The sequence below is a fragment of the Corynebacterium rouxii genome, assembly GCF_902702935.1.
Classification (GTDB): Bacteria; Actinomycetota; Actinomycetes; order Mycobacteriales; family Mycobacteriaceae; genus Corynebacterium; species Corynebacterium rouxii.
Map to the genome: position 1 here is coordinate 1,050,218 of NZ_LR738855.1, position 25,513 is coordinate 1,075,730.

Consider the following 25,513-nt stretch of genomic DNA (forward strand, 5'->3'; position numbering starts at 1 on the left):
AAGTAGCGGGGAAAGGTCCGTTTGCGCTTTGGCGTTAGTTTTTGGGATCGGTCTGCTACACTCAAGTGCAAAGTTCACATAGTGGGAAGTGAGGTTCCATAATATGAAACTGGCCGTTATTGGTGGCGATGGTATTGGCCCAGAAGTTACCGCTGAAGCGCTTAAAATACTCCGCGTGATACGTGATGACATTGAAGTCACCGATTATGACCTCGGCGCACGCCGTTACCTACGCAACGGTGAACTTCTCACGGATGACGATCTGAAATCCCTGCGCGAACACGATGCGATTTTGCTCGGCGCAATTGGCGCGCCGGGTGAGGTGCCTCCTGGAGTCTTGGAACGTGGATTGCTTCTCAAGATGCGCTTTGCGCTGGATCACCATGTAAATCTGCGCCCTTCCAAGCTATATCCCACGGCGACCTCGCCGCTGGCTAATCCTGGGGATATTGATTTTGTGGTGGTTCGTGAGGGTACCGAAGGACTGTATTGCGGTAATGGCGGTACCTTGCGTGAGGGCACGCCGCATGAGGTGGCATCTGAGGTTTCGCAGAATACTCGCTATGGGGTGGAGCGAGTAGTGCGTGATGCATTTGAGCGGGCTCAAAACCGTAAGAAGCATCTCACGCTTGTGCATAAGACTAACGTCCTAGTCAATGCTGGTGGTTTGTGGCAGCGTACAGTCAACGAGGTTGCTGCCGAGTATCCAGAGGTTACGGTGGATTATAACCATATCGATGCAGCCACTATTTATATGGTTACAGATCCAAGCCGCTATGACGTGATCGTGACGGATAATCTGTTTGGAGATATCCTGACCGACCTTGCAGGTGCGGTAACAGGAGGTATCGGTTTGGCGGCATCGGGCAATATCGATGCTACTGGCATGAATCCTTCGATGTTTGAACCTGTTCACGGTTCGGCCCCAGATATTGCAGGCCAAGGAATTGCTGATCCTACGGCGGCTATCTTGTCGGCGGCTATGTTGCTTCGTCATATGGGCGATGAGTCCAATGCCCAGCGGATTGAGGCGGCAGTAACTCATGATGTTGCACAGCGGGTTGCTGGACCGGTGAAGACGGTCGAAGTAGGAGATCGAATCGCTGCCGCGTTGCAAGGTAGCAGCCACGCGTGAGTTAAATCACTTGTATGATGGCGATGTATGACCATCGAACTCGAGGAGATCTCGGGCTTCCTGAGGTGTCAGGAACCCTTTAGCCAACTCGATCCACAACACATCAGCCACGTTGTGTCTACTGCTACCATGCGTTATGCACCTCGAGGCACAGTTGTAGTCGCCCCGAAAGAATCCAATGATTACTGCTTTGTGATTCGCAGTGGGGCAGTAGATATTTCTAGCGAGGACGATTCGGATTCGGCGACGGTTTTGTTGGATCGTCGCGAAGCGGGACGGTGTTTTGGCTATTCCACGATCCTTGGGGATAACGCCAGTAGATATCGCATTGAGGTAGTAGAAGATGCGTTGCTTTTAGCGATTCACCGTGATGCATTCCTTGACGTGTGCCATGCAAACCCACAGTTTCGCGACTTCTTCTCCCATCAATCTCGCCGCATGCGTAAGGCTGCTCAAGAATTGGCTCATCGGGCGACGTCGAAAATGCTAGCTACCCCGTGCGCTGAGTTTATGTCGCGTGAGCTGGCTGTGGTTTCCGCGTCTGATTCGCTTTACGACGTCGCGCATGCAATGGATGCCAGCGCAGTCTCGGCGGCCATTGTGGTTCGCAACGCCACTGTGGTGGGCATAGTTACGGACCGAGATTTTCGTTCCAAGGTAGTTGGAAAAGCGCTTTCGGTTGAGAATCCAGTCAGCGAGGTAATGTCTCAAGAACCCGTAGTTGTCTATCCCGATACGCCTGCAAGTCATGCTCTTTTGTTGATGACGGAGCATGGATTTCATCATTTGCCGGTTGTAGAAGAATCGACGCATGCGGCAGTTGGAATGGTGGAGTCGCGCTCTGTTATGCGCTTGCTCAAAAATGATCCATTGTTTTTGGGGCGGGATGTAGCACGGGCACAAACTGCCGATGAGTTGACGCGCGTGCGTTCAAGTTCTGTGCTTACTGCCGCGCAGCTAGCTCAACGTGGTGCGCCGGCTCAAGAAGTCAGTGCCTTGCTAAGCGTGACGGCAGATTCAATTGCTCAACGGCTATGTCAGTTGGCGGAGCAACGCCTTGGTCCTCCGCCAGTTCCATACGCATTCGTGGTGGTGGGATCTCACGGGCGTAAAGAATTAGGATTTGTTTCCGATCAAGATAATGCACTTGTTATCAGCGACGATTTCCGAGCTGATAGGCATTCTGATTATTTTTCTCAGCTTGGAACTTTGCTGTGCGACGAGCTGAACCAAACTGGTCAGGTGCACTGCCCAGGGGAGATGATGGTGAGCAATCCGCGCTGGCGGTTGACTCATTCGCAGTGGCGTGAGTCGTTACGCGGCTGGATTACTGCGCCGGAGCCTGATGCATTGATGTATGCCCAGACCTTTTTTGATATGCGTAGTGTGTTTGGTGATCACGGAATGGTACGCAGCGTGCACGACGATAGTATTGCTGCGGCGCACGACTCACGACGGCTGCATGCACATCTTGCAGCTGTAGCGTCACGACGCGAACCTCCGTTGGGGTTTTCCGCGGTTTTGTATTGCAGCGTGGTGGGGAATATGCGCACACTCTCGATATTAAAAAAGGTGGAATTTACGCGATCGTTCAGCTCGCCCGGCTTTATTCACTTGTAGTTGGGTCCACAGCGTTGAGTACGCGTGCGCGACTCGGTGAAGCTGCTCAAGGGGGAGCTGTCTCGGAACGCGGTGCTCGTGATCTCGTCGACGCTTTTGATTTCCTCACAATGATTTCTCAACGTCACAACTCCGAGGCCGTGCTAGCTGGAAATGAACCGTCTTATCATCTCGATCCTGCTGGTTTATCCACAATGGATAGGGAACATCTCAAAGACGCTTTCCATATTATTAAGTCGATGCAACAAGGCTTGGGGGCTCAGTACCCGATGCAGAGTATGTGAGTGTTATGAGCTGGTTGGAAAAACTACGGAAAAGTGCATGCAAATCCCATGAGGATACGAGGCTACTGGCTGTTGATATGGAAACTACTTCCTTGGATCCACGTCGCGGAAGCATCGTTTCTATCGGCTGGATTCCAGTTGAAAATGGCGTGATCATGGTAGGGCAGGCGGGTTATCAGCTTGTTTATGATGCACAGGTACGGGAATCAGTGGGGGATTCGGCTACGGTTCACTACATAACAGATGCGATGCGAAATACAGGTGTTGCGGAGCAAGAGGCCGTCGCAAGACTCTTGGAAGTATTAGGTGATTCCCCAATGCTCGTTCACTTCGCAGCAATTGAAAAGAGGTTTTTGTCAGCAGCAATGCGCAAATATTGGGGCCGATCATTTAGTGGTCGGATTGTCGATACCTTCGAGATTGAACGCCGACACATGGAGCGTATGGGCACGTATCCTCGAGGAGAAGATCTGCGTTTGGCTCGGGTACGTCAACGCTATGGGTTACCGGCGTACACCTCACACCATGCAGCAAGTGATGCATTGGCTTGCGCGGAACTCTATTTGGCCCAACGATATAGGAGTGGATCGCATGGATAAACTGTTCCGAGTAGTGCTTGTGGGTGCAGGTTTGTATTACTTATGCACTGCAGTGTGGTGGTTGATGTCGGGGCGAAATGTTGTCATCTCGTGGCTGTATATCGGGGCGGTAGTTATTTTGGTGGTTGGGGCGTGGTTTACGCGCCGTTATCAGAAAAAGATGGTCGCACAATTTGGTGAGTTTAGAGAGTTATCTGAGCAGCAGCGGGATGCGATTCGTGAGCTCAAAGCTGATGGTCGCTTCGTAGAGGCTGTACGGAAAGTCCGCGTCTGGTACCCGAGTTTGGGGCTGGTAGAGGCTAAAAAGCTGGTAGACGAGCTTTAATCAAACCCTTATAACGTGGGTGATTGTGTGCAAAATTGCATCACCTCCACTGGCATTCGGTAGGATCGCCTCTATGCGTTTTGGACGAATTGCCACACCGGATGGAATGTGTTTCTGCGTTGTTGAGGGCGATGAGGCCCAAGCAATCTGCAAAGAAATCGAAGGAACCCCGTTTACCGAGCCTAAATTTACGGGACGTCAGTGGAAGTTGGACGAGGTGCGCTTGCTCGCACCTATGCTGCCTTCCAAAATCGTGGCCATCGGCCGAAATTATGCGGATCACGTTAAAGAGGTTTTTCAAAAGAGCGCTGAGCATCTGCCACCAACGCTGTTTTTAAAGCCTCCAACGGCTGTTGTTGGGCCAGGGGCTGCTATTCGGATTCCCGAGTTTGCCACCAAGGTGGAATTCGAGGGTGAGCTGGCCATGGTTATTGCTAAGCCTTGTAAGAATGTGAAGAAGGAAGACTGGAAGTCTGTAGTCTTAGGCTTTACTATCATCAACGATGTGTCGTCTCGTGACTTGCAGTTTGCTGATGGTCAGTGGGCGCGAGCAAAAGGCATTGATACTTTCGCGCCACTTGGTCCATGGATTGAGACGGATATCGATTCTATTGAAACCGATAATCTTCCGATCAAGGCTCACCTGACTCACGATGGAGTTACGGAAACCAAGCAGGATTCAAATTCGAATCAGATGATTATGGATCTCGGTGAGATCATCGAGTTTATTACTGCATCGTTTACATTGCTGCCGGGCGACGTCATCTGTACTGGTTCACCCGCGGGTACCGCGGCGATGGTTCCTGGCGACTTTATTGAAATCGAAATCCCAGGCATTGGCCGATTAGGTAATCCGGTAGCTAAAGCCTAGGAGTAGCGGTACTCTCTGGGGTATGTCAACTACTCATAATAGCCTCCCTGCATCCTCTGATAAGCATCATGATGAACGCGGGGAGGCTTCTTTGTATTACGACTCGCACGGTCACGTATGGTCGGGTAATCCCAACTACACACTGACGCAGCTCATTCCTGAATTGAAGATTAATCTAGGTTACAGTCTTGATATTGGTTCTGGGGAGGGAGCTGATGTCGCTTGGCTTGCCGGCCTTGGTTGGCGAGCTGTCGGTTTGGAACCATCTGACATTGCTGTTGAGCGATCGCGTGAACTCGCCTCCAATGCGACGTTCATCCAAGGGCAAGCGCCTCAAGACCTTGACCGATGCGGCGGGCCCTTCGACCTTGTCACAGGGTTTTATATTCCGGTCGCTGGTGAGAAAGTATGGCGCGATATTAGTCGTCAGGTAGCTGATGGTGGATATTTAATCTACGTCCACCACAATCTTGACGAGCTTCGCGCCAAGGGCCACCCGCTTCTTGGCCGAGACGATCTTCTTATGCCTTTCGACGCAGCGGATCTTGCTCCTAGTGATGCATGGGACATTGTGGTTCGCGAAACTCGCCATCGTGAGATCGCAGGTGGGCATGGGCACCATCACCATCTTGATGATGTTGTGGTGCTTAAGCGTCGAATGAAGTAATACCCAAGGCTTTCATGATGGTGCGAAGTTTCGCAGTTGTTTCTTCGACTTCAGCGGCCGCATCAGATTCTGCGACAATTCCTCCACCAGCCCATGCTCGTGCGGAGGTGCCGTCACCGCTTACCTCGGCACACCGAATAGACACCATGAATTCACCGTCGCCGTGGCTGTCTGCCCAGCCCACGGTTCCTGCGTAGAATCTGCGATCTCCTTCCGCAATGCTGATGAGCTCTTCGGCTGCATCTGTGGGGGTACCGCAGATGGCAGGGGTGGGGTGAGTACGCATTGCTAATTCAAGTGCAGTAAGCGATGTGTCCTTTAAGGTTCCGGCAACAGGAGTGGCAAGGTGCCACATTTCGTTGGTCTTGGTGAGTTCGGGATTAGTGGGGATGGTGAGCTTCGAGCAAAGGGGCTCTAATACGTTGCGAAGATGTTCTACAACATAAGAGTGTTCTTGTAGATCTTTATGGGAACGTCGTAGAAGTTCTGCGTTGGTAGCGTCTATGACGGCATCTGTGCTTCGAGGTGCGGAACCGGCAAGGGGATACGCCGTCACGGTTGACCCTTGTTTTTTAATGAGCACTTCTGGTGACGAGCCAACGAGCATTGCCCCTGCAAAATCTTCGCCGGCAGGGGTGAGGTCTGCAATGAAACCGTCGCGGTTGCGGGATAGATCAATCAGGCGTGCGGCGATAAGTCGTGGATCGACGGCGGGGGAGAACGTCATGTCCACTGCGCGCGCCAAGACGACCTTTTTCAAGGATGTGGACTTGATTGTATTGATTGCCGCTGCTACGCGAGCGTGATGCTCTTCGAGGGATGGGACGAGTTTGTCCACTTGGGCATTAACGATGCTGCCTGGGCCTTGTCGGTAATAGGCGTGTGGTTCTAGCGGGCCTTCTTCTCGGATGATCGAGCGAGGAACCGTAAGTGCGCAGGCGTGGTCGCGTCGAAAAGCAAGGGCGCCGACAACGAGCTCTACGCGCCCGCTACGTAAGGCTTCTACCGCTTTCCATGGGTCGGAAAACGTCTCTACGGCACCTTGGGTACGGATAGAACCGTGGCTACGAGAGAGTAAAAAATCGGGGGCAGTAGCGGGTCGATGGGCACACATGTCTTGCCAGTCTAGTGCACTAGTCTACGATGAACGTTATGTCTGATGTTCGTGTACGTTTTTGTCCATCGCCGACCGGCACGCCACATGTTGGTATGGTTCGCACCGCTTTGTTTAACTGGGCCCATGCTCGCCACACGGGGGGCAAGCTGATTTTCCGTATTGAGGATACGGATGCTGCCCGCGATAGCGAAGAGTCTTACCAGGCGATTATTGACTCTCTGAAGTGGCTCGGAATGGATTGGGACGAGGGCGTTATTGTTGGCGGCCCTCATGAGCCTTATCGCCAAAGCCAGCGTATGGACGTCTACAAGGATGTCTTGGAAAAACTGAAAGAGGCCGGCTTTGTCTACCCTGCGTACTCGACTGCTCAGGAAGTGGAGGAGCGCCACAAGGCGGCAGGCCGCGACCCCAAGCTTGGCTATGACAACTTCGACCGCACTCTGACCGATGAGCAAATTGCGGCATTTGAGGCAGAAGGCCGTCAGCCGGTATGGCGTTTGCGCATGCCAGAGCAGGATTGGAAGTGGAACGATCTTGTCCGTGGCGAGATTGAGTTCAAGAGCTCTACTCAGCCTGACTATGTTGTGGCGCGTTCCAACGGTGCACCGTTGTACACCTTGGTTAACCCCGTCGATGACGCATTGATGGGCATTACCCACGTGCTGCGTGGTGAGGATCTCCTGCCTTCTACTCCTCGTCAGTTGGCTCTTTACGAGGCTCTCAAGGCAATCGGCGTAGCCCAGCAGACCCCTGAGTTTGGCCACCTGCCGTTCGTTATGGGTGAGGGGAACAAGAAGCTTTCCAAGCGTGATCCTCAGTCCAACCTGTTTAACCACCGTGATGCCGGCATTATCCCAGAGGGCATGCTGAACTACCTTGCATTGCTGGGCTGGTCGCTTGCCGGTGAAAAAGACATCTTCTCGGTTGATGAGCTCGTAGAAAACTTCGATGTGACCAACGTCTTGGCAAACCCAGCTCGTTTCGACCAGAAGAAGCTTGAGGCGATCAACGCAGATCACATCCGTCTTCTTGAGCCCAAGGATTTCGAGCAGCGTTTGCGCGCATATCTCACCGAGTACACGGATTTCCCAGCGGATTATCCGGTAGAGAAGTTCGCAATCGCCGCCGAGTTGGTGCAAACACGCATCAAGGTGCTTGGCGACGCTTACGGTTTGCTGAGCTTCCTAGCGATCGCTGATGAGGATCTCACCTTGGATGAGAAGTCGGCGAAGAAGAATCTCAAGGAGACGGCAATTCCTGCGCTGGATGCAGGTATCGCTGCCCTTGAAGAGGTGGAGGAATGGACCACTCCTGCTATTGAAGCTGCTTTGCATAAGGCACTGATTGAGGATCTTGAGCTCAAGCCTCGCGTTGCTTTTGGTGCTCTGCGTGTTGGCATTTCTGGTCAGGCTGTGTCACCACCTTTGTTCGAGTCGATGGAGCTCTTGGGCAAGGAGTCGACGTTGACTCGTTTGCGCGCTACTCGTGCGGTTACCCCGTATCAGGTTGCTGCTGAGTAAGTTCACATCAGACATTCCCCTAGGCCACTGGCCTAGGGGATTTGTTGTTTTGGGGAAGAAAAACTGTTGCGACTATTGAATATGTTGCTTATGTGACTAATGTTAAACAAGTGATATTTGGGTATGTGGGCCTTGGTGGCCGAAGAAAAGGTGCAGTGGTGTTCGATGCGACGCGGGCGGCGTTTTTGGGGGCGGCCGTTTTTATTAGCGTGTTACTCGTTGCATCTTTCTTCAGTCCCACCCAAGGGAGAGCGGTGGAGCCGGCGCCAGCCGGGGCTCCAGCGCAGCAAGGCTCTTTGCCTAACGACGCTCTTGGTTCTATCGAACCGATCCATGATGTGGATCTGGGAGGGGCAGACCAGCAACCACCATTGCCGGCTCCGGTTGATCCTGATCCAACTTTTAATCCACAGCCACCTTTTGTGCCGGGTGAATTGCGTGAAGGCTTTGTCGATGTGGGGAATGGAAACATTCGCCGTTATCTGATTCATGTGGGAACGAACTATCGGCCACATGCCCCAGAATTAACGCCTGTGGTCTTCGGCTTTGGTGGTTGGAAAGATACCCCGGAAAAGTTTGCGGAGTACTCGCGATTTGAGCTCACCGACTTTGGTGCGAACGCCATCATTATTTACCCGGAAGGAATTGCACGTGCGTGGGAAGGTGCTCCGTATGCGGCAACTCGAGTGGGGGATGATGTTCACTTTGTGCGAACAATCCTGAATACGATTGATGCTGATTATCGAATCGATCGCGGTCGTGTTTATGCGGTGGGAATGTCTAACGGTGGCGGCATGGCGGCTTCTCTTGCGTGTCATGCCCCTGATCTCGTTGCAGGCGTTGTGGGTGTGTCAGCCGCCTATTATGAGCCTGTGGTGGCCGATTGTGTGCCCGGTGCAGTGGCAACTCTCGACATTCACGGAACGCATGATGAGGTTATTGCATATCAAGGTGGCATGCGTCACGGTGCACCATTCCTTGGTGCTGAACAGACCGTGGCGGGAGTTGCTGCCCGTAATGGCTGTGGGCCTGCATTACCGCCGCGATGGATTGAGGGCCCTGCAGAGCATTATGGGTTTGCTGGCTGTGCTGCGCCGGTGGAGCATATCCGAGTTCTGGGGCAAAAACATGTGTGGAATGGGGTTCCGCATGCCACCACGTTGGCGTGGGAGTTCTTGCATCATCAGCACAAATAAATAAAGTGCCGTTTACCAGCAGATTTGTGGGATTCTCTGCCTTATGGTTATATTAATCCCCGTTGAACAGCACGGCTCACAGAGAGCAAGCTGGTAAACAAGTGGCCTATGGTGTAATTGGCAACACTACGGTTTCTGGTACCGTCATTCTAGGTTCGAGTCCTGGTAGGCCAGCAGCGAGAAATCGCTAGCTTGAAAAAGTTCTATGCCCCGTTCGTCTAGCGGCCTAGGACGTCGGCCTCTCACGCCGGTAACACGGGTTCAAATCCCGTACGGGGTACAAATAGCCTCCACTCTTTTGGGTGGAGGCTTTTTTATGTCTAAATATTGCCCCTCGGTTGAGGCATTAGCGGGAAGCCATCAATGATGGCACCGATGGTTGCGGTGAAGTAATCGTCGGCTTCGGGGCTACTGGGGGTTTGGATTGCGGTCATTACGACCGCGTGCACGGTGGCAACAGTGAGTTCAACGCGAAGTAGTTGGTCGATCTTGTTGTGTTCGCTAGTGATGGTGTTTTGACAATTTTCGGAAAGATTGGGGCTACCTTTCCCAAGGTGAGAGGGGATCCGCTGCGTAGGAGGTTCTCTGCGGTAGCAAGGATGGCGGTTCGTCGCTGTTCTGAGCTTTCTGGCTGCAACATTTGCCGTGCTGATGCCGCAGCCTATCCGCGAGCTCTACCAATTCGGTATGGCCATGATGCCCGGCATTGTGATCGTCACCTTCATCATCCGACCGCTCATGGCACCGGCAATCGTTACTTTCCTAGGCGATTGCGCGCTGCTGCCAGCGAAGCCGGGGAAGGAGAGCCACGAGGCTTCCTCGCAGCCTGCATCTGTCTCATAGGAGATCCTTAACATGCGAAGGGGGTAATTGGTTAGGCATGATTAAAAACTAGAGGGAATGTGCCTTAGACTGAGAAAGTCTTAATCAAAAAATTTCAGCTGTTTTAGGGGAAACGAAGATGTCGCGTGCGACGTTGGGTATTCGTTCATCGTGGGTCGGATTTGTCGCGGCAGCGACCACCGCAATGGCTAGCACTATTGCTCCTGTTGTGCATGCACAAGTAGTACATCACGTGCCGGATGATGGATGCAGCGCAGTCGAGGTTGCAGTAGTTGGCGGAACAACTCAAGCAAATATTCGCGACGATCCCCATGACGTGTACAGCTTTGGCAAGGGAACCAACTTTGCGGTGAATATGACGCGGCGATTCCATAACGTCACCGCGTGGCAATTGCCTTATTACGCATCGGCAGGAATCACAGCCTCGAGCAATGACGCTGAACAAGAAGAGTTCCCGCCCTATGCAGTTTCTAAAAACCGCGGAGTTGATGCGCTTGATGCGCACCTCTCTGAGCAGGCTGTGAAGTGTCCAGATACCCAATTTGTGATCGCAGGTTTTTCCCAAGGGGCACACATCGCAGGTGATATGGCTGAGCGTATTTCCCGTGGCAAGACTAATCCCGCACTTACTCCGGAACGTGTTCTTGGCGTTTATCTTTTGGCAGACCCCGGTCGCTCGGATCTGCCCATGAACCCAGTACAAGGGCAAACGACGACGGGCAAAGGTGGTCCATTGACTGAAAATGGTGCCGTGCTGATCGAAACAAACCTCGGTCTTCCCGGTGCAGGTTCTGTGGGCATTGCAGGGCCACGCGCGGCAGGGGCATTTAGCAATCTTCCTGGAAAAGTCCGCTCAATCTGCAGTAGCGGTGATCCCGCCTGCGCGGTCCATCCCAAAGGCCTGCTGGCATCCGTGGGCAAGTGGGCAAACGATCAAAACGATTTTGAGCATGTACCTGTGGAATCAGTGCGCACGATGATGCTCAACGGCTCATTCTTTATGTCGCTTGCACCCCAGATAAGCAAGATCTTGGGGGCAATGTACGATTCGGATCCGGTTGCGCTCAAACAACACTTTGACGAGGCTTCCATGCACCCGCGCCTCACACAACCTGAACGCAACACACTGCATCTGGTTGGCGCAGAAATCGCTGGACTTATGGGGCACCTTAAACAAGAGCGCGATCAGCTAGCGGTTGGATCTAGTGATACTGGGCTCAGCAGCGGTGGACCACGCGATCGGCTTATGGCCTTGGAAAAAATTGTGCAGAAGCAAACTGGGCTTGTGGAACTTCAGCTCGCTGTTGGGTTGATGATCGTTCACCTGAGCTACACAGGGGATAGCCGTGAGGTCAGCACAGTGGGTGCGCAGCGCGCCGATGACTGGATCGATAGTGACATGACACAGTTGCTTAGCGAATACTTGAACACCCCTTCAGTGCGTGCACCCTACGTCACGCTTGGCGAACGCCATACGTTCGTTCAAAAAATGGGTTGGCCAATTTGGTGGGTTGTGAGCTCAATTTTGGGGCAACGCAATCATGCTGCCCGCGGGGTATGGGAGTTCTTCGGACTCTAGCTTGCGCGCAATGTCAAGGAGAGTTATGTCTCAACAAAAATACTGTTTTAACAGGTATAACCCTCCTACAATTAGGTCTTGTCAGGGTGATCGGATCGCTCGAACAATCCCCGCTATCTAACGGGAACACTCATTTTCATCCGAGCTAACCGGCACTGTGACGCTTGTCAGCGTTTTGTCGATCAAGCGAAAAGGAGGTTGTGTGGCAGGAATCGAACAACCAGAACATCACGGTTACCGTGTAGGTGAGTCTTCCGCCGGCACTGCCATGATTCGGGATTCCAAGCGCCAGGGATGTGCGAACCCGAAGCTAAAGAACAATATCTTCTCGGTAACTTCTCACAATTGCGCAGGAATGCTGAACTAAAAAGTGAGCCCGTCACCCGCGTACCCACAGGTATGAAGCGGATGAAGCAGCGAGATGCTGGCTTACGAGACTTCCGCTCAGAGACGCGAACTCATACTCAGTCATAGAGACGCATTCCTTGCCGCACACAACGTTGATGTACGCGATAGAGAGGAGACCTTTATCGGACACGGAGAAATAACAGGGTAAATAATGTGCCCCACGATAAACGTGGGGCCAAATTCTTATCTGACCTGTGGATTTGGTGATTTATAGAAACTCAATCTACTATCTTCTTACACCGCTTCGCACGATGTGTTTACATCATGTGAAACGTCGAACACGCCCCGTTCGTCTAGCGGCCTAGGACGTCGGCCTCTCACGCCGGTAACACGGGTTCAAATCCCGTACGGGGTACCAACAAAGCAGCCAACGAAAGTTGGCTGCTTTTCTTTTTGTTTATTCCAAAAGCACGGAATGAAAATCATTCGTCAAAATACCTGTTTACATTACAATTTATTGCATTGTTATTAAGTGGCGTTAGCCGTAGCAGGGACGTATTTTGAATACTTATTTTCAAAGAGAAACCGCCGTTGAAACCTATGGAATGACGGAGAGGAATTTTGCAACTCAACTCTCTGACTATCAAGCAAAATACTTTGCGCACGAACTTGAGCGTAGCTATGCCAATGACCACGTAGGCAAACTAGCGGGACTGTTATTTGATGCCCAAGTAGAGCCTAAACCACACCAGATCGAGGCAGCGCTATTTGCGCTTAAAGGTAACGCTACACGCGGCGTGATCCTAGCTGATGAGGTGGGTTTGGGTAAAACGATCGAAGCGGGCATCGTGATTACCCAGCATTGGGCTGAGCGTAAACGTAATATCCTGATCATTGCACCAGCGAGCCTTCGGCAACAGTGGAAACAGGAACTATACGAAAAGTTCATGATTCCGTCCGAGCTTTTAGACTCAAAGACAAAGTCTGACCTGCTTAGCGGCCAAGGTCGATGCCAAGTCCTCATCACGTCATATGAATTTGTTCAGCAAAACAAGGCTGATTTACTTCGGGTGTGGGATCTCATCGTGGCTGATGAGGCACATCGATGACGTAACTTTTATAAGGGGCGTAATCAGGCCAAAGTTGCATCTTCCGGCGGCGACATAATGGATGGTGCGAAGAAGGTTGTGCTGTTAACAGCTACGTCACTACAGAACAAACTCGAAGAAATCTACGGACTTATTTCTTTGTTTGAGCCAGACTATTTCCGCTCTCTGGATGTTTTCCGAGACCGATATGTTAAAGCGAAAAGTACATTCGCTTTACGCTTTTAGTAAATCGCAACGAGCGTTGTCTTCACAGGTGATGCGTAAACGCCTCGGTTCATCCACCTACGCAGTCGGAATTACTCTTCGCAAGACAGCTCAGCGTTTGGCAGAAGAACTAGCGATGGGTGGACGTAAATCTGGGCAGAAATTCTTCTTTGATCTCGAGGATGACCTTCTTGATGAGGACCAAGCCGCTATAGAATCTTTTGGTAGTTTTTCAGAACCAGAGGATAACTGGACAACCCCAAAGATTCGACAGAAAGTTCAGCAAGAAATCGATGAGTTAAATAAGTACGCTTTGCTAGCGGAGTCTATTCATCAAAACCAAAAGTCGCTCAAACTTGGAGAAGCCATTGAGCAGGGATTTGCGCGCTTGCGTGATATTGGTGCCCCAGAAAAAGCAATTATTTTCACTGAATACACAGATACCCAAGAATTTTTAGCAGAAACGCTTCGTAAAACTGGGTACGGTGATGGCCTCGTTTTATTTAACGGTCAAAACAATTCTCCCGAGGCCACACAGATTTACCGCGCGTGGCTTGAGAAAAATAATGGTAGTGATGTTATTACCGGTAACGTTTCAGCTGATCGCCGCAAAGCCTTGGTAGATTATTTCTGGGATGAAGGCTCAATCATGATTGCAACCGAAGCGGCTTCCGAAGGCATCAACCTTCAATTCTGTTCGATGCTCATTAACTACGATCTGCCCTGGAATCCCCAACGCGTTGAGCAGCGTATCGGTCGTATTCATCGTTTTGGGCAGAAATACGACGTAGTTATCGTTAACTTTTTTAACGAGGGCAACGCAGCCGAGGCACGTATCTTAGAGCTGCTTCAGAATAAGTTCCATTTGTTTGACAGTGTCTTCGGAGTCAGTGATGAGGTGCTGGGCCGCATCGAAAGCGGCTTTGATTTCGCTCAAGAAATCGCTGCGATTTATGACAACTACCGTACTGCTGAAGAAATCAATAAGGCATTTGAAGAACTAGAAGAAAAATATGCCGATACCGTGAGCCAAGACATGGCAGAAGCGCGCGCAGGTGTTTGACAACCTAGATCCTTCAGTTCGAGATCGTTTGAAGTCTTATGATGAGCAATCCGGTGAAGTTCTGAATAAGTTTGAACAACTTTTACTCATGCTAACGATCAATCGTCTTCAAAATATGCAGATTTTGATGGTGACGGGCGTAATTTCACGCTTAGGCAATCCCCACAAGAAGACATTGTGACCGGGCACTACCACTTTAAATCCTTGCCGAGTGAGAACTCTAAGCAATATCGATACCACAGCAAACTCGCTCAATATGTGATCGATGGCGCATTAGACTGCGACACTCCTACACGGGAGTTAGTGTTCAGCATCGGTCAATCTCACCGAGTAAGTTCTCGCATGAAACAATTAGTTGGGCAGTCTGGCACCTTGACGGTCAAAGGTCTGACTTTCACGATGAAGGCCAACGACAGCGATGTTTCAGAAAGTTATCTTTTAGCTGCGGGTGTTTCTGATAACGGTGAGACTCTTAATCAAGAAGACGTTGCAGAAATGATGGATCTAAGCGTTTCTGCGCAAAATGAAGCAGTAGCGAAGATTGACCCAGCAGGCTTTGCTAGAGCTATTGATCAGCAAAAAGCCTCGCTTGAAAAAGAGGTACAACACCGAAACTCAAGTTACTACAACCAGCAGGAAGAACTTCTCGAAAGTCAGATTCTCGATCTCGATACAGAACGCCGAAAAGAAGTTCGAGAACTGGAATATAAACGTAAAGATTTACGCAAGCAAGCAAGCCAAGCAGATGATCCAATGGACCAGCTGAGGCTAAAAAAGAAAGCTCGTGCGTTCGCTGACCAAATCGACGAGGTAGAGGCCAAATACCGAAAAGAAAAGCGAGAATTGCGCGACAATGTCGACGAATTGCTTATTCTAATTAGGCAGTCGCTACAGGGTAAACGACAGGAAAAAGAACTGTTTACTATCAGGTGGCAGGTCAAAGCTTAAAAATGATGTACAAGGAGAACAAAGTGGACCACGAACTGAACGAGATCAATGAAGTTTCGGGCAGCAGTCCAGATTTTCGTACTGAGCTAGCGGAGCAATTGGCTGAGCTTGCGCCAGAAGCAATTGCTGATGGCAAGATCGATGTAGAAAAGCTTAAGGAGCTTCTCGAGGGCGACGCCTCTGACACCAGCGAGCGCTTTGGTCTGTTCTGGCCTGGTAAGAAGCGGGCGATGCGTGCCGCGCAGACCCCAACCACTGCAACGCTCGTCCCGGACAAGGAGAACTCTAAGGATTGGGATACCACTAAGAACGTCTTTATTGAGGGCGATAACCTCGAAGTACTCAAGATTCTGCAGAAGCACTACCACGGCAAGATCAAAATGATCTACATCGATCCGCCGTATAACACCGGCAAAGATTTTGTTTACCCAGATAATTACAAAGAAGGTCTTGATACTTACCTTGAGTGGTCAAAGCAGGTCAACGAAGAGGGGAAGAAGCTTTCGTCCAACTCTGAGTCTGAAGGTCGCTTTCACTCGAACTGGTTGAACATGATGTATCCCAGGTTGAAGTTGGCGCGTAATCTACTTACAGCGGATGGGGTAATGGCGGTCAGCATTGATGACGATGAGATTCCGCGATTACGCATGATTTTGGAAGAGATTTTTGGTGAGGGGAACTTTTACGCTCAAATTGTTTGGCAGAAAAAGTATTCCCCAGCAAATGATGCAAAGAAGTTTTCTGATATGCATGACTATGTCGTTCTCATCTCAAGATCAGGAAAATTCAAAAGGAATTTATTTCCGAGAACCGAAGAAAACAATAAGCCATATGTCCATGACGACGGCGATGGAAGAGGTCGGTATCGTACCGGCGACCTCTCGGTTCGAACGTATTCTGCGGCAAATGATTTTAGTATCAGTAATCCGAATACTGGTCAGGACTTTAGGCCTCCCGCTGGCCGGTGTTGGGCCTTTTCTAAAGCAAATATGGAAGTATTGCTTCGTGAAAATCGAATTTTTTGGGGAAAGACGGGAGAAGGCGCGCCTCAACTGAAACGATATCTTTCCGAGGTCCAACAGGGAACGGTGCCGACAACTTGGTGGGGGCATGAATTTGCAGGCCACACGGATGCTGCGCGCAAAGAGATACGAACTTTGTTCGGTACAACCGCCGTTTTCGATACACCAAAACCAACGTCGCTCATTTGTCGTATTCTCCAAGTAGCAACTTTACCAAAAGAGGATTCTATCGTTCTGGACTTCTTTGCTGGCTCGGGGACCACCGGTCACGCTGTTATGCTGCAAAATGTCGAGGACGGTGGCAATCGTCGCTTTATTCAAGTGCAATTGCCCGAGCCTCTTAAGCCCACTCAAACGATCGGAGAACAAGTGCTGTCGACCATCTTTGAGATCTCGATGGAGCGTACCCGAAGAGCGGGAGAAAAAATTCGGCAAGACTTCGCTGCGGAGATCGGCGAGCGCGAAAAACCGCTTGACGTTGGCTTTCGAGCTTTCAAGCTTTCAGATACTAATTTTGTTAAGTGGTGTACGGAATCAAATACGGATGTAACTAAGTTAGAACAGCATCTCTTGGACCTCCGTGGCAGTGCTGACGATAATGCTTCGGCTGACGGGCTCTTGACCGAAATTCTCATCAAGCAGGGCTATTCATTGGTCGAACAGATTCGTGAGGTTGAGATTGACGATCTGTCATACAAGGCGGTGGTCCGTGTTGATGAAGACGGAGACGAGGACACACTGGTGTTGGCTTACCTCGATGAGCACACCAAGCCAACTTTGGCGCAGCTTCGAGCCGCTATAAATACCAAGCCGGTGCAGTTCATCTTTTTGGAAGATGCCTTCCAGGGTGATGATCAGCTGAAGACTAACTTGGTGCAGATTTGTAAAACTAACGACGTTGAACTTTGGACGGCATAGGGATGTCCATGAAGTTTAAGTTTGATGCGAAACAGGAGTACCAGCTTGCCGCGATTGATTCGGTTGTAGACCTTTTTGATGGTCAGCCGAATGATGCTGGTGATTTCCTTACGACGTTCCGGTCGACGCGCGCGCTACCGGAAGTTGATGGTACGCAGGCGCTGGATTTTGATTTGAGTCAAGAAGTTGGTGCGGTCGGTAATAACTTCCTTCTCGATGAGGAGACGGTGCTTGAGAACCTGAAGGTGGTTCAGAATGCTCGAGGGCTAGAGCCTGCTCAGGCGCTCAAGGATGGACTGCAGTTTGATATTGAGATGGAGACCGGCACCGGTAAGACATATGTCTACCTGCGTACTATCTTCGAACTAGCCCAGAAGTACAACTTCACCAAGTTCGTTATCTTAGTTCCGAGTGTGGCTATCCGGGAGGGCGTGAAGACCAGCATCGATTTGATGCATGATCATTTCCGACAGCTCTATCCGGATCTGCCGTTTGACCATATGGTCTATAGCGGTAAGAATGCCGAAGAGGTGCAGTCTTTTGCGACCTCGACCAGCATCCAGATCATGATCATGACGATTGGTTCGGTTCGTGGCCGGGGCAATCACCTGATCATGAACCAGAACCGAGACAAACTCAATGGTCTGAGGCCAATCGACTTCCTCAAAGCGACCCGTCCGGTCCTGATTATGGATGAGCCGCAGAATATGGAGTCGGATCTGTCTAAGTCAGCTCTGGTGGGGATGGACCCAGCCTTTGTCCTGCGTTACAGTGCAACTCACCGCAAGACCCGTAACGTGACCTACCGCTTGGATCCGGTCGATGCGCATGAGCTTGGGTTGGTTAAGCAGATTGTGGTGGCTGAAGCGACAGAGCACGGTGGGGATGCCAAGCCGTATATCAAGTTGCTAGAGGTTAAGAGTAATCCTTGGCAGGCTACCTTAGAGTTGGTGTGTCGGAAGAAGGATGGATCTTTTGATCGTCAGGTCAAGAAGGTCAAGCAAGGCCAAGACCTAGAGAAAGTGACCAACAATCCGGTCTACGACAACAACTGGAGGATCAATGAAATCAATCTTGAGGGTCCTGGTTTTATCGAGCTGACCAACCACGGGATCCTTCATGTCGGTGAGGCGATTGGCAACAACGATGAAGCTGTTTACAAGGAGATGATCCGGGAAACCATCCGGGAGCATTTCCGTAAAGAGTCGTTGATGCGCAAGTACGGGATCAAAGTGCTGAGTTTGTTTTTCGTTGACAAAGTTGCCAGTTATTTGGGTGATGGCACTGATAATGCCACCGCCGACGGCAAGTTTGCCCAGTGGTTTGATGAGTTGTTCATTGAAGAACGGGAGAGATTCCCTCAATACAAGGAACTGCTGCCGCAGGATCCGGTCGAGCTTCGTCGAGCGTACTTCTCGCAGATCAAGAAGGGCGTCTTTGGTGATACCTCCGGCGCGACTGCTAAAGACGACGACTCTTATGATCTGATCATGAAAGACAAGGCTCGTCTGCTTAGCGAGGACGAGCCAGTGCGTTTTATCTTCTCTCACTCGGCCTTGCGTGAAGGTTGGGATAATCCGAATGTTTTCCAGATCTGTACGCTGCGAGAAATGGGGTCAGAGACGGAGCGTCGCCAGACTATCGGACGCGGTCTACGTTTGCCAGTGAACCAGGATGGCGAGCGCGTTTCCGACCGATCTATAGCTCAGTTGACGGTTATTGCAAATGAGTCTTACCAGCAGTTCGCCAACAATTTGCAGAATGAGTATAAGAAGGCTGGCGTGGCAATTGGATATATCCGTAAAGGAGACTTTGCCAAGCTGCCGAAGCCGGAGTCTAATGGCGACGAAAACCTGGGATATACCGCGTCCATGGAAATCTGGGAGGATCTCAAGGCCCGAGGTTATCTAGATAAGGATGGCTATGTCACGGACAAGTTCACCCCAGAGGAGGACGGTTTCGCCCTAGATCTGGACGATGAATATAGCCCGGTTGAAACGGCGATTGTGGAGATTCTCCGTCGTGCGAACATCTCCCATTATGTTAAGTCGAAGCGTGCCCGGAAAACGCGCAAGCTGAATAAGCAGTTGTACTTCACGTCGCGTGAGTTTGAAGAATTCTGGGAGAAGATTAGTCGGCGCACGACGTACAGCGTGACGGTGGATCGCGATGTTCTGATCAAGAATGCGGTCCAAAAGATCAAGCGGGCCGAGCAGATTGATCCTCTGCGTATTGAGGTGAAGAAGGCCAAGCTGACAATTGCGCGTGGTGGAACGAAGGGCGCTGAGACAAGTAGCCGGACTACCGATCTCCGGGGGGGGGACACAAACTGCCCGATATTGTGACGGAGCTGCAGGAGGCGACGTCGCTGACGCGTAAGACGATCATCGATATCCTCATCCAAAGTGGTCGTCTTGAGGAGTTCATTTCCAACCCGAACGACTACATAAAAATGGTTAGAGGAATTATCGAAGCTGAATTGGCTGCCATCGTGACCGAGGGCGTGCAATACGAGAAAATTGGCGGAAGCATTTATTCTCTGACAGAACTCCAGGAAGACGGGGTAGAGGAGAAGCAATACTTCCTGGACAACCTATATAAGGTGAAGAACCAGGAGAAAACCGACTACGACTTCATTGTTTACGACTCTGAGACGGAGCGACAGTTCGCCGAACTTCTTGATAGTCGTGAAGACATCAAGCTCTTTTTGAAACTGCCGCCGAAGTTCAAGATTGGCACCCCGGTTGGCCCCTACAACCCAGACTGGGCGATTGTGAAGCACGAGGATGGCGAGGACACGCTCTACATGATTCGAGAAACGAAGAGCACGATGAACGAGAATCTCCTGCGTGCGACTGAACAAGCCAAAATTGACGCTGCTACAGAGCATTTCAAGACCATTGGAGTGAGCTATGCCAAGGCGGCGCCAGGGAAGTGGAATATTGACTAGACGTGCAAAATCAGACATCGGCTTGGCACTCAGCTCTGCGGGCCGGTGCCCACCTCTCGGAGTTGCTGCACATAAAATAGGGGATGAAGCTGAGAATGAGCCCAAAATAAGACCTCATCGGTTAGCACGGTGATTTTGCTACCCACCATTTGGCGGCATCGAAAACGGTGGGTAATTCCAAAGGGACCACATCATCATTGTTGACGATCCCGTCTCGAGTCTTGATAGTGAAGTATTCATGGGCGTATCGACATACCTATGGGATCAAGTTCTTACTGCGGGCCATATCTGTCAGCTGTTCTTAATGACCCACAATTTTGAGCTGTTTCGTCAGTGGGATATTCAATTGCAAGGTGCGAAGAAGTATGTAAAAGGCTGTACATATGAGATTCTATCGCGTCATCGTCCCGTTAAGGGTGAGATTATTCGTGAACCTGTAATCAAGAATTGGCCTCCGAACCGTGCAGTTCGAAAAAAGATGAGGTCGAATTATCATCATGGTTTTATGCTCCTAGAAGAAGCAAAACGATCATTGGATCAGAAGGATAACATGGAGACTAGATTGGATGCTCAGTTATTGTTCCCCAATGTCGCTCGTCGAGTTCTGGAAACGTTCTTGGCTTTCAAGATCCCTAGCATGGTCGGAAATTTTGACGGCTCCATGCGCGAGGCGGGAAATCTACTGGAGCGACAGGGATATCAGGGCGCTAACGCGCTTCGTCTGCGTACTACGCGCTTTTTGCACGCACTTTCGCATGATGACACACCTGAATCGGGTGCGGTAATCCAACCTGATGAAACGCGTGCAGCGCTAGCCGCAGTATTTGAGTTTATGAATGCACTTGATAGCGAACATATGGACGGCCTCTGTGATGTTCTTGGTCTGGACAAGGCAACGCTATTGACCTCTTAGCTTTGGTGCGTGATCTATTCTTTTAGATATCTATCAAGCTCAATTGAGCCAATTTTCGTAGCATTTTAAGAGGCTTATCCCTCTAACTTAATATTCTGTTCTGCTATATTGGATTGCCTTAGTAATGCTTGACAAGTCGCTACATATGTTGAATGCTACATGGAGAACAAACAAAGCAGCCAACGAAGGTTGGCTGCTTTTCTTTTTGTCTCGGCATCCTCTTTCTGCCCCGAACCTAACCTACATGGGGGATATATCAATCAATATGCCGAGCATACTTGGTGATCTGCGCTACATTGATGGGCACACTTTGTATCCATCACTTTTGTAGGAAGGCTGAGCTCGTGACTGCTGCCACTTCTGATCGTGTCCGTGAAGATATCCGATTGCTGGGACGCGTACTAGGACGAGTTATTGCGCAGCAAGAGGGTGAAGAGGTCTATGAGCTGGTAGAAGCTACTAGGCGCATGGCGTTTGATGTTTCTCATGGTGATGCTGATCCTGAAGATTTAATGGTGATCTTTAGGGATCTTGATATCACTAAAACCAACCTTGTTGCTCGTGCTTTTAGTTATTTTGCGCTGTTGGCTAATTTGGCTGAGGATCTTGATGATGAATCCGTAGAGGCGGATGTTTCATTGCGTAAAACTTTTGCCAAGCTTAAGCAAGAGGGGGTATCCGCAGCTGATGCTGCGAGTGTGATTCGTAGTGCTGAGGTTGCACCGGTGCTTACGGCGCATCCTACGGAGACGCGTCGTCGTACGGTGTTTGACACTCAGACTCGGATCAAGCAGTTGCTCAAAGACGCCCATCATGGTGGGGATATGCAGGCCATTGAGCAGGAAATGTATCTGCGGATGACGCTCTTGTGGCAAACCGCGCTGATTCGTATTGCGCGCCCAACACTGGAGGATGAGATCGATGTGGGGTTGCGCTATTACAAGAAGTCGCTGCTGGAGCAGGTTCCGGCGTTGAATCGTTCGATTCGTCATTCCATGAGGGAGACGTTTGGTTTGCAGTTGCCAGATATTGCAGTGATGCGGCCTGCCTCGTGGATTGGTGGCGATCACGATGGTAATCCGTATGTTAATGCTCGTACGTTGACGTATGCGACGCGTCAGGCCGCCAAGACAGTGGCGCGTTATTACGTAGAGCAGTTGGGTGAATTGGAACGTGAGCTGTCGCTGTCTGATCGTTATTCTTCTTGTTCCAAGGAGCTGCTTGCGTTGGCCGAGGCTTCGGGCAACAACTGGGAATCGCGTGTTGATGAGCCGTATCGTCGTGCAGTCTATGGGATGCGTGCTCGTATGAAGTCCAATGTGGACGCTTTGGAGCGTCCGGAGAAAACAGCGGGGAAGAAGGCGTCGAAACGCACGCCTTATGCAACCCCTGAGGAGTTTCTGCGCGATCTTGATGCAATTGATCGATCATTGCGTGCACACAACGATGATGTGATCGCTGATGATCGGTTAGCGCGTATCCGCTCGGCTGTAACCACTTTTGGGTTCCATTTGTATACTCTCGATATCCGTCAGAATTCTGAGTCTTTTGAGGCTGTGATCGAGGAGGTATTCGCGGCAGCGCGTCGTGTACCCGGCGGTAAGCGTTATTCGGAGCTTGCTGAGGCAGAAAAGGTCGAGCTGCTTATCCAGGAGCTGCAAACTCCGCGTCCGCTGTTGTTCCCCGGCGCGCTTGAGATCGAGGGCGCGTTTAGCGCTGATACCACTAAGGAACTGGGGATTTTCTTAGCTGCCGCGCAGGCGGTGCGGGATTTTGGATCGCGGTCAATTGCGCATTGCATTATTTCGATGACGGCTACGGTGTCCGACATTTTGGAGCCTATGGTGCTGTTGAAGGAAGTCGGATTGCGTGATGTTGATGTGGTTCCGCTTTTTGAGACTATCGACGATCTTCGCTGCGGTGCTGCTATTTTGCGCGAGCTGTGGTCGCATCCGTTTTATCGTGAGCATCTTCGTGCCCGTGGGGATATCCAAGAGGTGATGTTGGGGTATTCCGATTCCAACAAGGACGGCGGGTATTTGCAAGCTAACTGGGCGTTGTATGACGCTGAGCTGGACTTGGTGGAGTTGTGTCGTGAGCACAATATTGAGTTGCGTTTGGCTCATGGTCGTGGTGGCGCTGTGGGCCGTGGTGGTGGGCCTACTTACGATGCGATTTTGGCGCAGCCGAAGGGGGCGGTGTCGGGGTCTGTGCGTATCACGGAGCAGGGCGAGGTGATTTCTGCGAAGTATGGTGCGCCTGAGACGGCGCGTCGTCACTTGGAGGCGTTTGTTTCGGGGGCGTTGGAGGCGTCGCTTTTAGATACTGAGCCGATTGCGGATCCGGATCGTGCGTATGCGATTATGCGTGAGCTTGCTGGCTTTAGCGGTCAGAGGTATCAGGAGTTGGTGGCAGATCCTGGGTTTATTGAGTACTTCACGCAGTCGACTCCGTTGCATGAGATTGGCGAGCTTAATCTGGGGTCGCGTCCTGCTGCGCGTAAACAAACGACGGCTATTTCAGATCTTCGTGCTATTCCGTGGGTGTTGTCGTGGTCGCAGTCGCGGACCAATATTCCTGGTTGGTTTGGTGTTGGTAGTGCGGTGAGTCGTTTTGTGTCGGCGGTGCCGGAGAAGGAGCGGGAGTCACGGTGGCAGGAGTTGCGTGATTTGTATGCAACGTGGCCATTTTTCCGCTCGGTGATGTCGAATATGGCGCAGGTTATGGCCAAGGCAGAGATCTCGCTGGCGAGGTTGTATGCCGATTTGGTGGATGATCCCGAGGTTGCTGACCGGATTTATGCGTTGATTGCGGAGGAGTTTGAGCTTACGCGTCGTGCGTACTTGGCTATTACTGGTAATGAGGCGCTGGTGTCGGAAAACCAGCGCCAAGCCCGTTCACTTAAGCGGCGGTACCCGTATTTGCTGCCGCTTAATGCCATTCAGCTGGAGTTGCTGCGGCGTTATCGTGGTGGCGATGATCAATTCTTGGTGTCTAAGACTATTCAGGTCACCATGAATGGTTTGGCCACTGCGTTGCGTAATGCGGGGTAGGAGGGGGATCTATACGATCTTTTTCACCACTGCTGGTTTGAGGATCATCTGGCCAAAGCCGTCGATTTTGCATTCGATGTTGTGATCCTCAGGTCCGGTGCCTACTTCCGGCTTGAAGACGGCGTCGCCGTCGCTTAGAACGTTTCCTACGGAATCGACAATCACCGTGGAGGTTTCTTCTGCGTCGGCTGCGGCATCTCGTAGGTGTATTCGTCCAAGGTGACGGTGTATCCGAGATCTTTGACTAGTGCCATGTCACTGGCGATGGTGGTGCCGGTGGTGGTGAGCATGTCGCCGCTGATGGCGGAGTTTGCGCCGGATTGGAAGCAGGCCTTGCCGTCGTCGCCAAGTAGTTCGCGGCCGCCGGCGAGCCTAATTGCCGCTTGGGGGAGGATAAAACGGAAGATGGCTACGCAGCGTTGTACCTCTTCGGGGCTGAGTTGTTCGGTTCCAGCCAGCGGGGTGCCTTCGATGGCCACGAGTACATTGACGGGGAATGAGTTGACCCCGAGCTCACGGGCGGAGAGTGCCATGTCGATGCGGTCTTCCATGGACTCGCCAAGCCCTAGAATTCCGCCGGAGCACAGGCTCATGCCTTCGTCGCGTGCTGCTTGTAGGGTTGCGATTTTATCGTCAAAGGTGTGTGAGGTGCAGATGCTCGGGAAGTATGCGCGGGAGGTTTCTAGGTTGCAGTGCACGCGAGAAATACCGGCATCGTGGAGAGCTTGGAAGTCTTCGGCGCTTAGTAAACCTGCGGAGATACATACTTCGATGCCGACTTCTTGTTTGATTCGGCGTACGCCCTCGCAAATATGGCGAACTTCGTCTCGGCGTAGCTTGCGGCCGGAGGTGACGATGGAAAATCGGATTACGCCTTTGTCTTTGTTTTCTTGTGCTTGTCGTACGAGTTCGTCTGCGGTGATCAGCGGGTAAGAGTCCACGCTGATGGTGGGGTACCTGATGCTTTGCGCGCAGAAGGTGCAGTTTTCTGGGCAGCGACCGGATTTGGCGTTGATAATGCTGCACATGTCGAATCCGTCACCACACATCTGTGCGCGGATGCGGTCGGCTGCTGCGCTGAGTTCGTCAAGGGGTGCGTCGATAAGCGCGAGTGCTTCCTCGCGTGTGATGGCAGTACCAGCGAGTACCGACGCTTCGAGATCCTGAACTATGTTCAATGTGGCAGTCATAGTCTCTATTGAACACCTTTCAATCGTGAAGATCTGCTG

At 51.3% G+C, this 25,513-nt stretch carries 20 protein-coding genes, 3 tRNA genes and 3 pseudogenes; 22 read left to right on the forward strand and 4 right to left on the reverse strand.

The annotated features are described in order from the left end of the window. Positions 1–103: 103 nt before the first annotated feature. The 7 genes from CIP100161_RS05330 to CIP100161_RS05355 all read left to right on the forward strand — a co-directional run bounded on the left by CIP100161_RS05330 (position 104) and on the right by CIP100161_RS05355 (position 5,501). Positions 104–1,135: a 3-isopropylmalate dehydrogenase gene (locus CIP100161_RS05330; protein ID WP_155872562.1), complete on the forward strand. Its 1,032-nt coding sequence runs from the start codon at positions 104–106 to the stop codon at positions 1,133–1,135. A gap of 27 nt (positions 1,136–1,162) precedes the next feature. Continuing rightward, positions 1,163–2,755, forward strand: coding sequence for a DUF294 nucleotidyltransferase-like domain-containing protein (locus tag CIP100161_RS05335; protein ID WP_232053099.1), 1,593 nt, complete (start codon positions 1,163–1,165; stop codon positions 2,753–2,755). Then, positions 2,662–3,039 (forward strand): putative nucleotidyltransferase substrate binding domain-containing protein, encoded by a 378-nt coding sequence (locus tag CIP100161_RS12130; RefSeq protein ID WP_232053100.1) that lies wholly within the window; start codon positions 2,662–2,664, stop codon positions 3,037–3,039. The genes CIP100161_RS05335 and CIP100161_RS12130 overlap by 94 nt, the downstream gene beginning before the upstream one ends. Positions 3,040–3,116: 77 nt before the next feature. Continuing rightward, positions 3,117–3,638, forward strand: coding sequence for a 3'-5' exonuclease (locus tag CIP100161_RS05340; protein WP_232053101.1), 522 nt, complete (start codon positions 3,117–3,119; stop codon positions 3,636–3,638). Continuing rightward, positions 3,631–3,963: a hypothetical protein gene (locus CIP100161_RS05345; RefSeq protein WP_155872565.1), complete on the forward strand. Its 333-nt coding sequence runs from the start codon at positions 3,631–3,633 to the stop codon at positions 3,961–3,963. The genes CIP100161_RS05340 and CIP100161_RS05345 overlap by 8 nt, the downstream gene beginning before the upstream one ends. 73 nt (positions 3,964–4,036) lie before the next feature. Then, on the forward strand, positions 4,037–4,834 hold the full coding sequence (locus CIP100161_RS05350) for a fumarylacetoacetate hydrolase family protein (RefSeq protein ID WP_155872567.1): 798 nt from the start codon (positions 4,037–4,039) through the stop codon (positions 4,832–4,834). Positions 4,835–4,856: 22 nt separating this feature from the next. Beyond that, the gene (locus CIP100161_RS05355; protein ID WP_155872570.1) at positions 4,857–5,501 is read left to right on the forward strand and encodes a class I SAM-dependent methyltransferase; all 645 of its coding nucleotides are present in this window, start codon (positions 4,857–4,859) and stop codon (positions 5,499–5,501) included. Here the strand turns inward: CIP100161_RS05355 and CIP100161_RS05360 are convergent. Next, the gene (locus CIP100161_RS05360; protein WP_155872573.1) at positions 5,482–6,615 is read right to left on the reverse strand and encodes an isochorismate synthase; all 1,134 of its coding nucleotides are present in this window, start codon (positions 6,613–6,615) and stop codon (positions 5,482–5,484) included. The two genes, CIP100161_RS05355 and CIP100161_RS05360, sit on opposite strands and share 20 nt — an antisense overlap. 29 nt (positions 6,616–6,644) lie before the next feature. On the opposite strand from CIP100161_RS05360, the gene gltX reads away from it, so the two are divergent. The 4 genes from gltX to CIP100161_RS05380 all read left to right on the forward strand — a co-directional run bounded on the left by gltX (position 6,645) and on the right by CIP100161_RS05380 (position 9,614). Then, a complete protein-coding gene (gltX, locus tag CIP100161_RS05365) occupies positions 6,645–8,138 on the forward strand; it encodes a glutamate--tRNA ligase (protein WP_155872576.1) in 1,494 nt (497 codons plus the stop codon). A gap of 158 nt (positions 8,139–8,296) precedes the next feature. Beyond that, entirely contained in the window at positions 8,297–9,334 is a 1,038-nt protein-coding gene (locus CIP100161_RS05370) for an alpha/beta hydrolase family esterase (protein ID WP_155874537.1), read from the forward strand. A 102-nt stretch (positions 9,335–9,436) separates the two neighbouring features. After that, positions 9,437–9,508, forward strand: a tRNA-Gln gene (locus tag CIP100161_RS05375). Between the two features lie 33 nt (positions 9,509–9,541). After that, positions 9,542–9,614, forward strand: a tRNA-Glu gene (locus CIP100161_RS05380). A 40-nt stretch (positions 9,615–9,654) separates the two neighbouring features. Here CIP100161_RS05380 and CIP100161_RS12360 read toward each other — a convergent pair. After that, positions 9,655–9,783 (reverse strand): hypothetical protein, encoded by a 129-nt coding sequence (locus CIP100161_RS12360; RefSeq protein WP_269472944.1) that lies wholly within the window; start codon positions 9,781–9,783, stop codon positions 9,655–9,657. Positions 9,784–9,985: 202 nt separating this feature from the next. Between CIP100161_RS12360 and CIP100161_RS05390 the strand changes: the two genes are divergently transcribed. From CIP100161_RS05390 to ppc, 11 genes and pseudogenes are all read left to right on the forward strand, one after another. Further along, positions 9,986–10,177: an MMPL family transporter gene (locus CIP100161_RS05390; RefSeq protein ID WP_232053102.1), complete on the forward strand. Its 192-nt coding sequence runs from the start codon at positions 9,986–9,988 to the stop codon at positions 10,175–10,177. A gap of 118 nt (positions 10,178–10,295) precedes the next feature. Beyond that, positions 10,296–11,756 carry a cutinase family protein gene (locus tag CIP100161_RS05395; protein ID WP_155872579.1) on the forward strand — a complete coding sequence of 487 codons (1,461 nt, stop codon included), beginning with the start codon at positions 10,296–10,298 and terminating at the stop codon, positions 11,754–11,756. A gap of 202 nt (positions 11,757–11,958) precedes the next feature. Next, a complete protein-coding gene (locus CIP100161_RS05400) occupies positions 11,959–12,123 on the forward strand; it encodes a hypothetical protein (protein WP_166443123.1) in 165 nt (54 codons plus the stop codon). A 323-nt stretch (positions 12,124–12,446) separates the two neighbouring features. After that, positions 12,447–12,522: transfer RNA gene (locus CIP100161_RS05410), tRNA-Glu, on the forward strand. A gap of 187 nt (positions 12,523–12,709) precedes the next feature. Then, positions 12,710–13,438: pseudogene (locus tag CIP100161_RS12440) on the forward strand (DEAD/DEAH box helicase). Then, positions 13,356–14,480 (forward strand): helicase-related protein, encoded by a 1,125-nt coding sequence (locus tag CIP100161_RS12445; protein ID WP_332068165.1) that lies wholly within the window; start codon positions 13,356–13,358, stop codon positions 14,478–14,480. The pseudogene CIP100161_RS12440 and the gene CIP100161_RS12445 overlap by 83 nt, the downstream one beginning before the upstream one ends. A 177-nt stretch (positions 14,481–14,657) precedes the next feature. Continuing rightward, a complete protein-coding gene (locus CIP100161_RS12450; protein ID WP_332068166.1) occupies positions 14,658–15,428 on the forward strand; it encodes a hypothetical protein in 771 nt (256 codons plus the stop codon). Positions 15,429–15,451: 23 nt separating this feature from the next. Then, a complete protein-coding gene (locus CIP100161_RS05420; protein ID WP_232053103.1) occupies positions 15,452–17,368 on the forward strand; it encodes a site-specific DNA-methyltransferase in 1,917 nt (638 codons plus the stop codon). Between the two features lie 8 nt (positions 17,369–17,376). Beyond that, positions 17,377–20,318: pseudogene (locus CIP100161_RS05425) on the forward strand (restriction endonuclease). 193 nt (positions 20,319–20,511) lie between these two features. Next, the gene (locus tag CIP100161_RS05430; protein ID WP_269472955.1) at positions 20,512–21,231 is read left to right on the forward strand and encodes an AAA family ATPase; all 720 of its coding nucleotides are present in this window, start codon (positions 20,512–20,514) and stop codon (positions 21,229–21,231) included. A 299-nt stretch (positions 21,232–21,530) separates the two neighbouring features. Beyond that, on the forward strand, positions 21,531–24,284 hold the full coding sequence (gene ppc, locus CIP100161_RS05435) for a phosphoenolpyruvate carboxylase (protein ID WP_155872585.1): 2,754 nt from the start codon (positions 21,531–21,533) through the stop codon (positions 24,282–24,284). Between the two features lie 9 nt (positions 24,285–24,293). Here the strand turns inward: ppc and CIP100161_RS05440 are convergent. Together CIP100161_RS05440 and bioB are read right to left on the reverse strand one after the other, a co-directional pair. After that, a pseudogene (locus tag CIP100161_RS05440) lies at positions 24,294–24,479 on the reverse strand (PhnA domain-containing protein); the annotation flags it as partial. Then, entirely contained in the window at positions 24,446–25,474 is a 1,029-nt protein-coding gene (gene bioB, locus CIP100161_RS05445) for a biotin synthase BioB (RefSeq protein WP_155872587.1), read from the reverse strand. The gene bioB and the pseudogene CIP100161_RS05440, both read right to left, overlap by 34 nt. Between the last annotated feature and the right edge of the window lie 39 nt (positions 25,475–25,513).

Bases quoted from the DNA above. Each gene is read 5' to 3' on its own strand.
- CIP100161_RS05330 (WP_155872562.1), top strand. From the start codon at position 104: ATGAAACTGGCCGTTATTGGTGGCGATGGTATTGGCCCAGAAGTTACC.
- CIP100161_RS05335 (WP_232053099.1), top strand. From the start codon at position 1,163: ATGACCATCGAACTCGAGGAGATCTCGGGCTTCCTGAGGTGTCAGGAA.
- CIP100161_RS05340 (WP_232053101.1), top strand. From the start codon at position 3,117: ATGGAAACTACTTCCTTGGATCCACGTCGCGGAAGCATCGTTTCTATC.
- CIP100161_RS05345 (WP_155872565.1), top strand. From the start codon at position 3,631: ATGGATAAACTGTTCCGAGTAGTGCTTGTGGGTGCAGGTTTGTATTAC.
- CIP100161_RS05350 (WP_155872567.1), top strand. From the start codon at position 4,037: ATGCGTTTTGGACGAATTGCCACACCGGATGGAATGTGTTTCTGCGTT.
- CIP100161_RS05355 (WP_155872570.1), top strand. From the start codon at position 4,857: ATGTCAACTACTCATAATAGCCTCCCTGCATCCTCTGATAAGCATCAT.
- CIP100161_RS05360 (WP_155872573.1), bottom strand. From the start codon at position 6,615: ATGTGTGCCCATCGACCCGCTACTGCCCCCGATTTTTTACTCTCTCGT.
- gltX (WP_155872576.1), top strand. From the start codon at position 6,645: ATGAACGTTATGTCTGATGTTCGTGTACGTTTTTGTCCATCGCCGACC.
- CIP100161_RS05390 (WP_232053102.1), top strand. From the start codon at position 9,986: ATGCCGCAGCCTATCCGCGAGCTCTACCAATTCGGTATGGCCATGATG.
- CIP100161_RS05395 (WP_155872579.1), top strand. From the start codon at position 10,296: ATGTCGCGTGCGACGTTGGGTATTCGTTCATCGTGGGTCGGATTTGTC.
- ppc (WP_155872585.1), top strand. From the start codon at position 21,531: ATGGGCACACTTTGTATCCATCACTTTTGTAGGAAGGCTGAGCTCGTG.
- bioB (WP_155872587.1), bottom strand. From the start codon at position 25,474: ATGACTGCCACATTGAACATAGTTCAGGATCTCGAAGCGTCGGTACTC.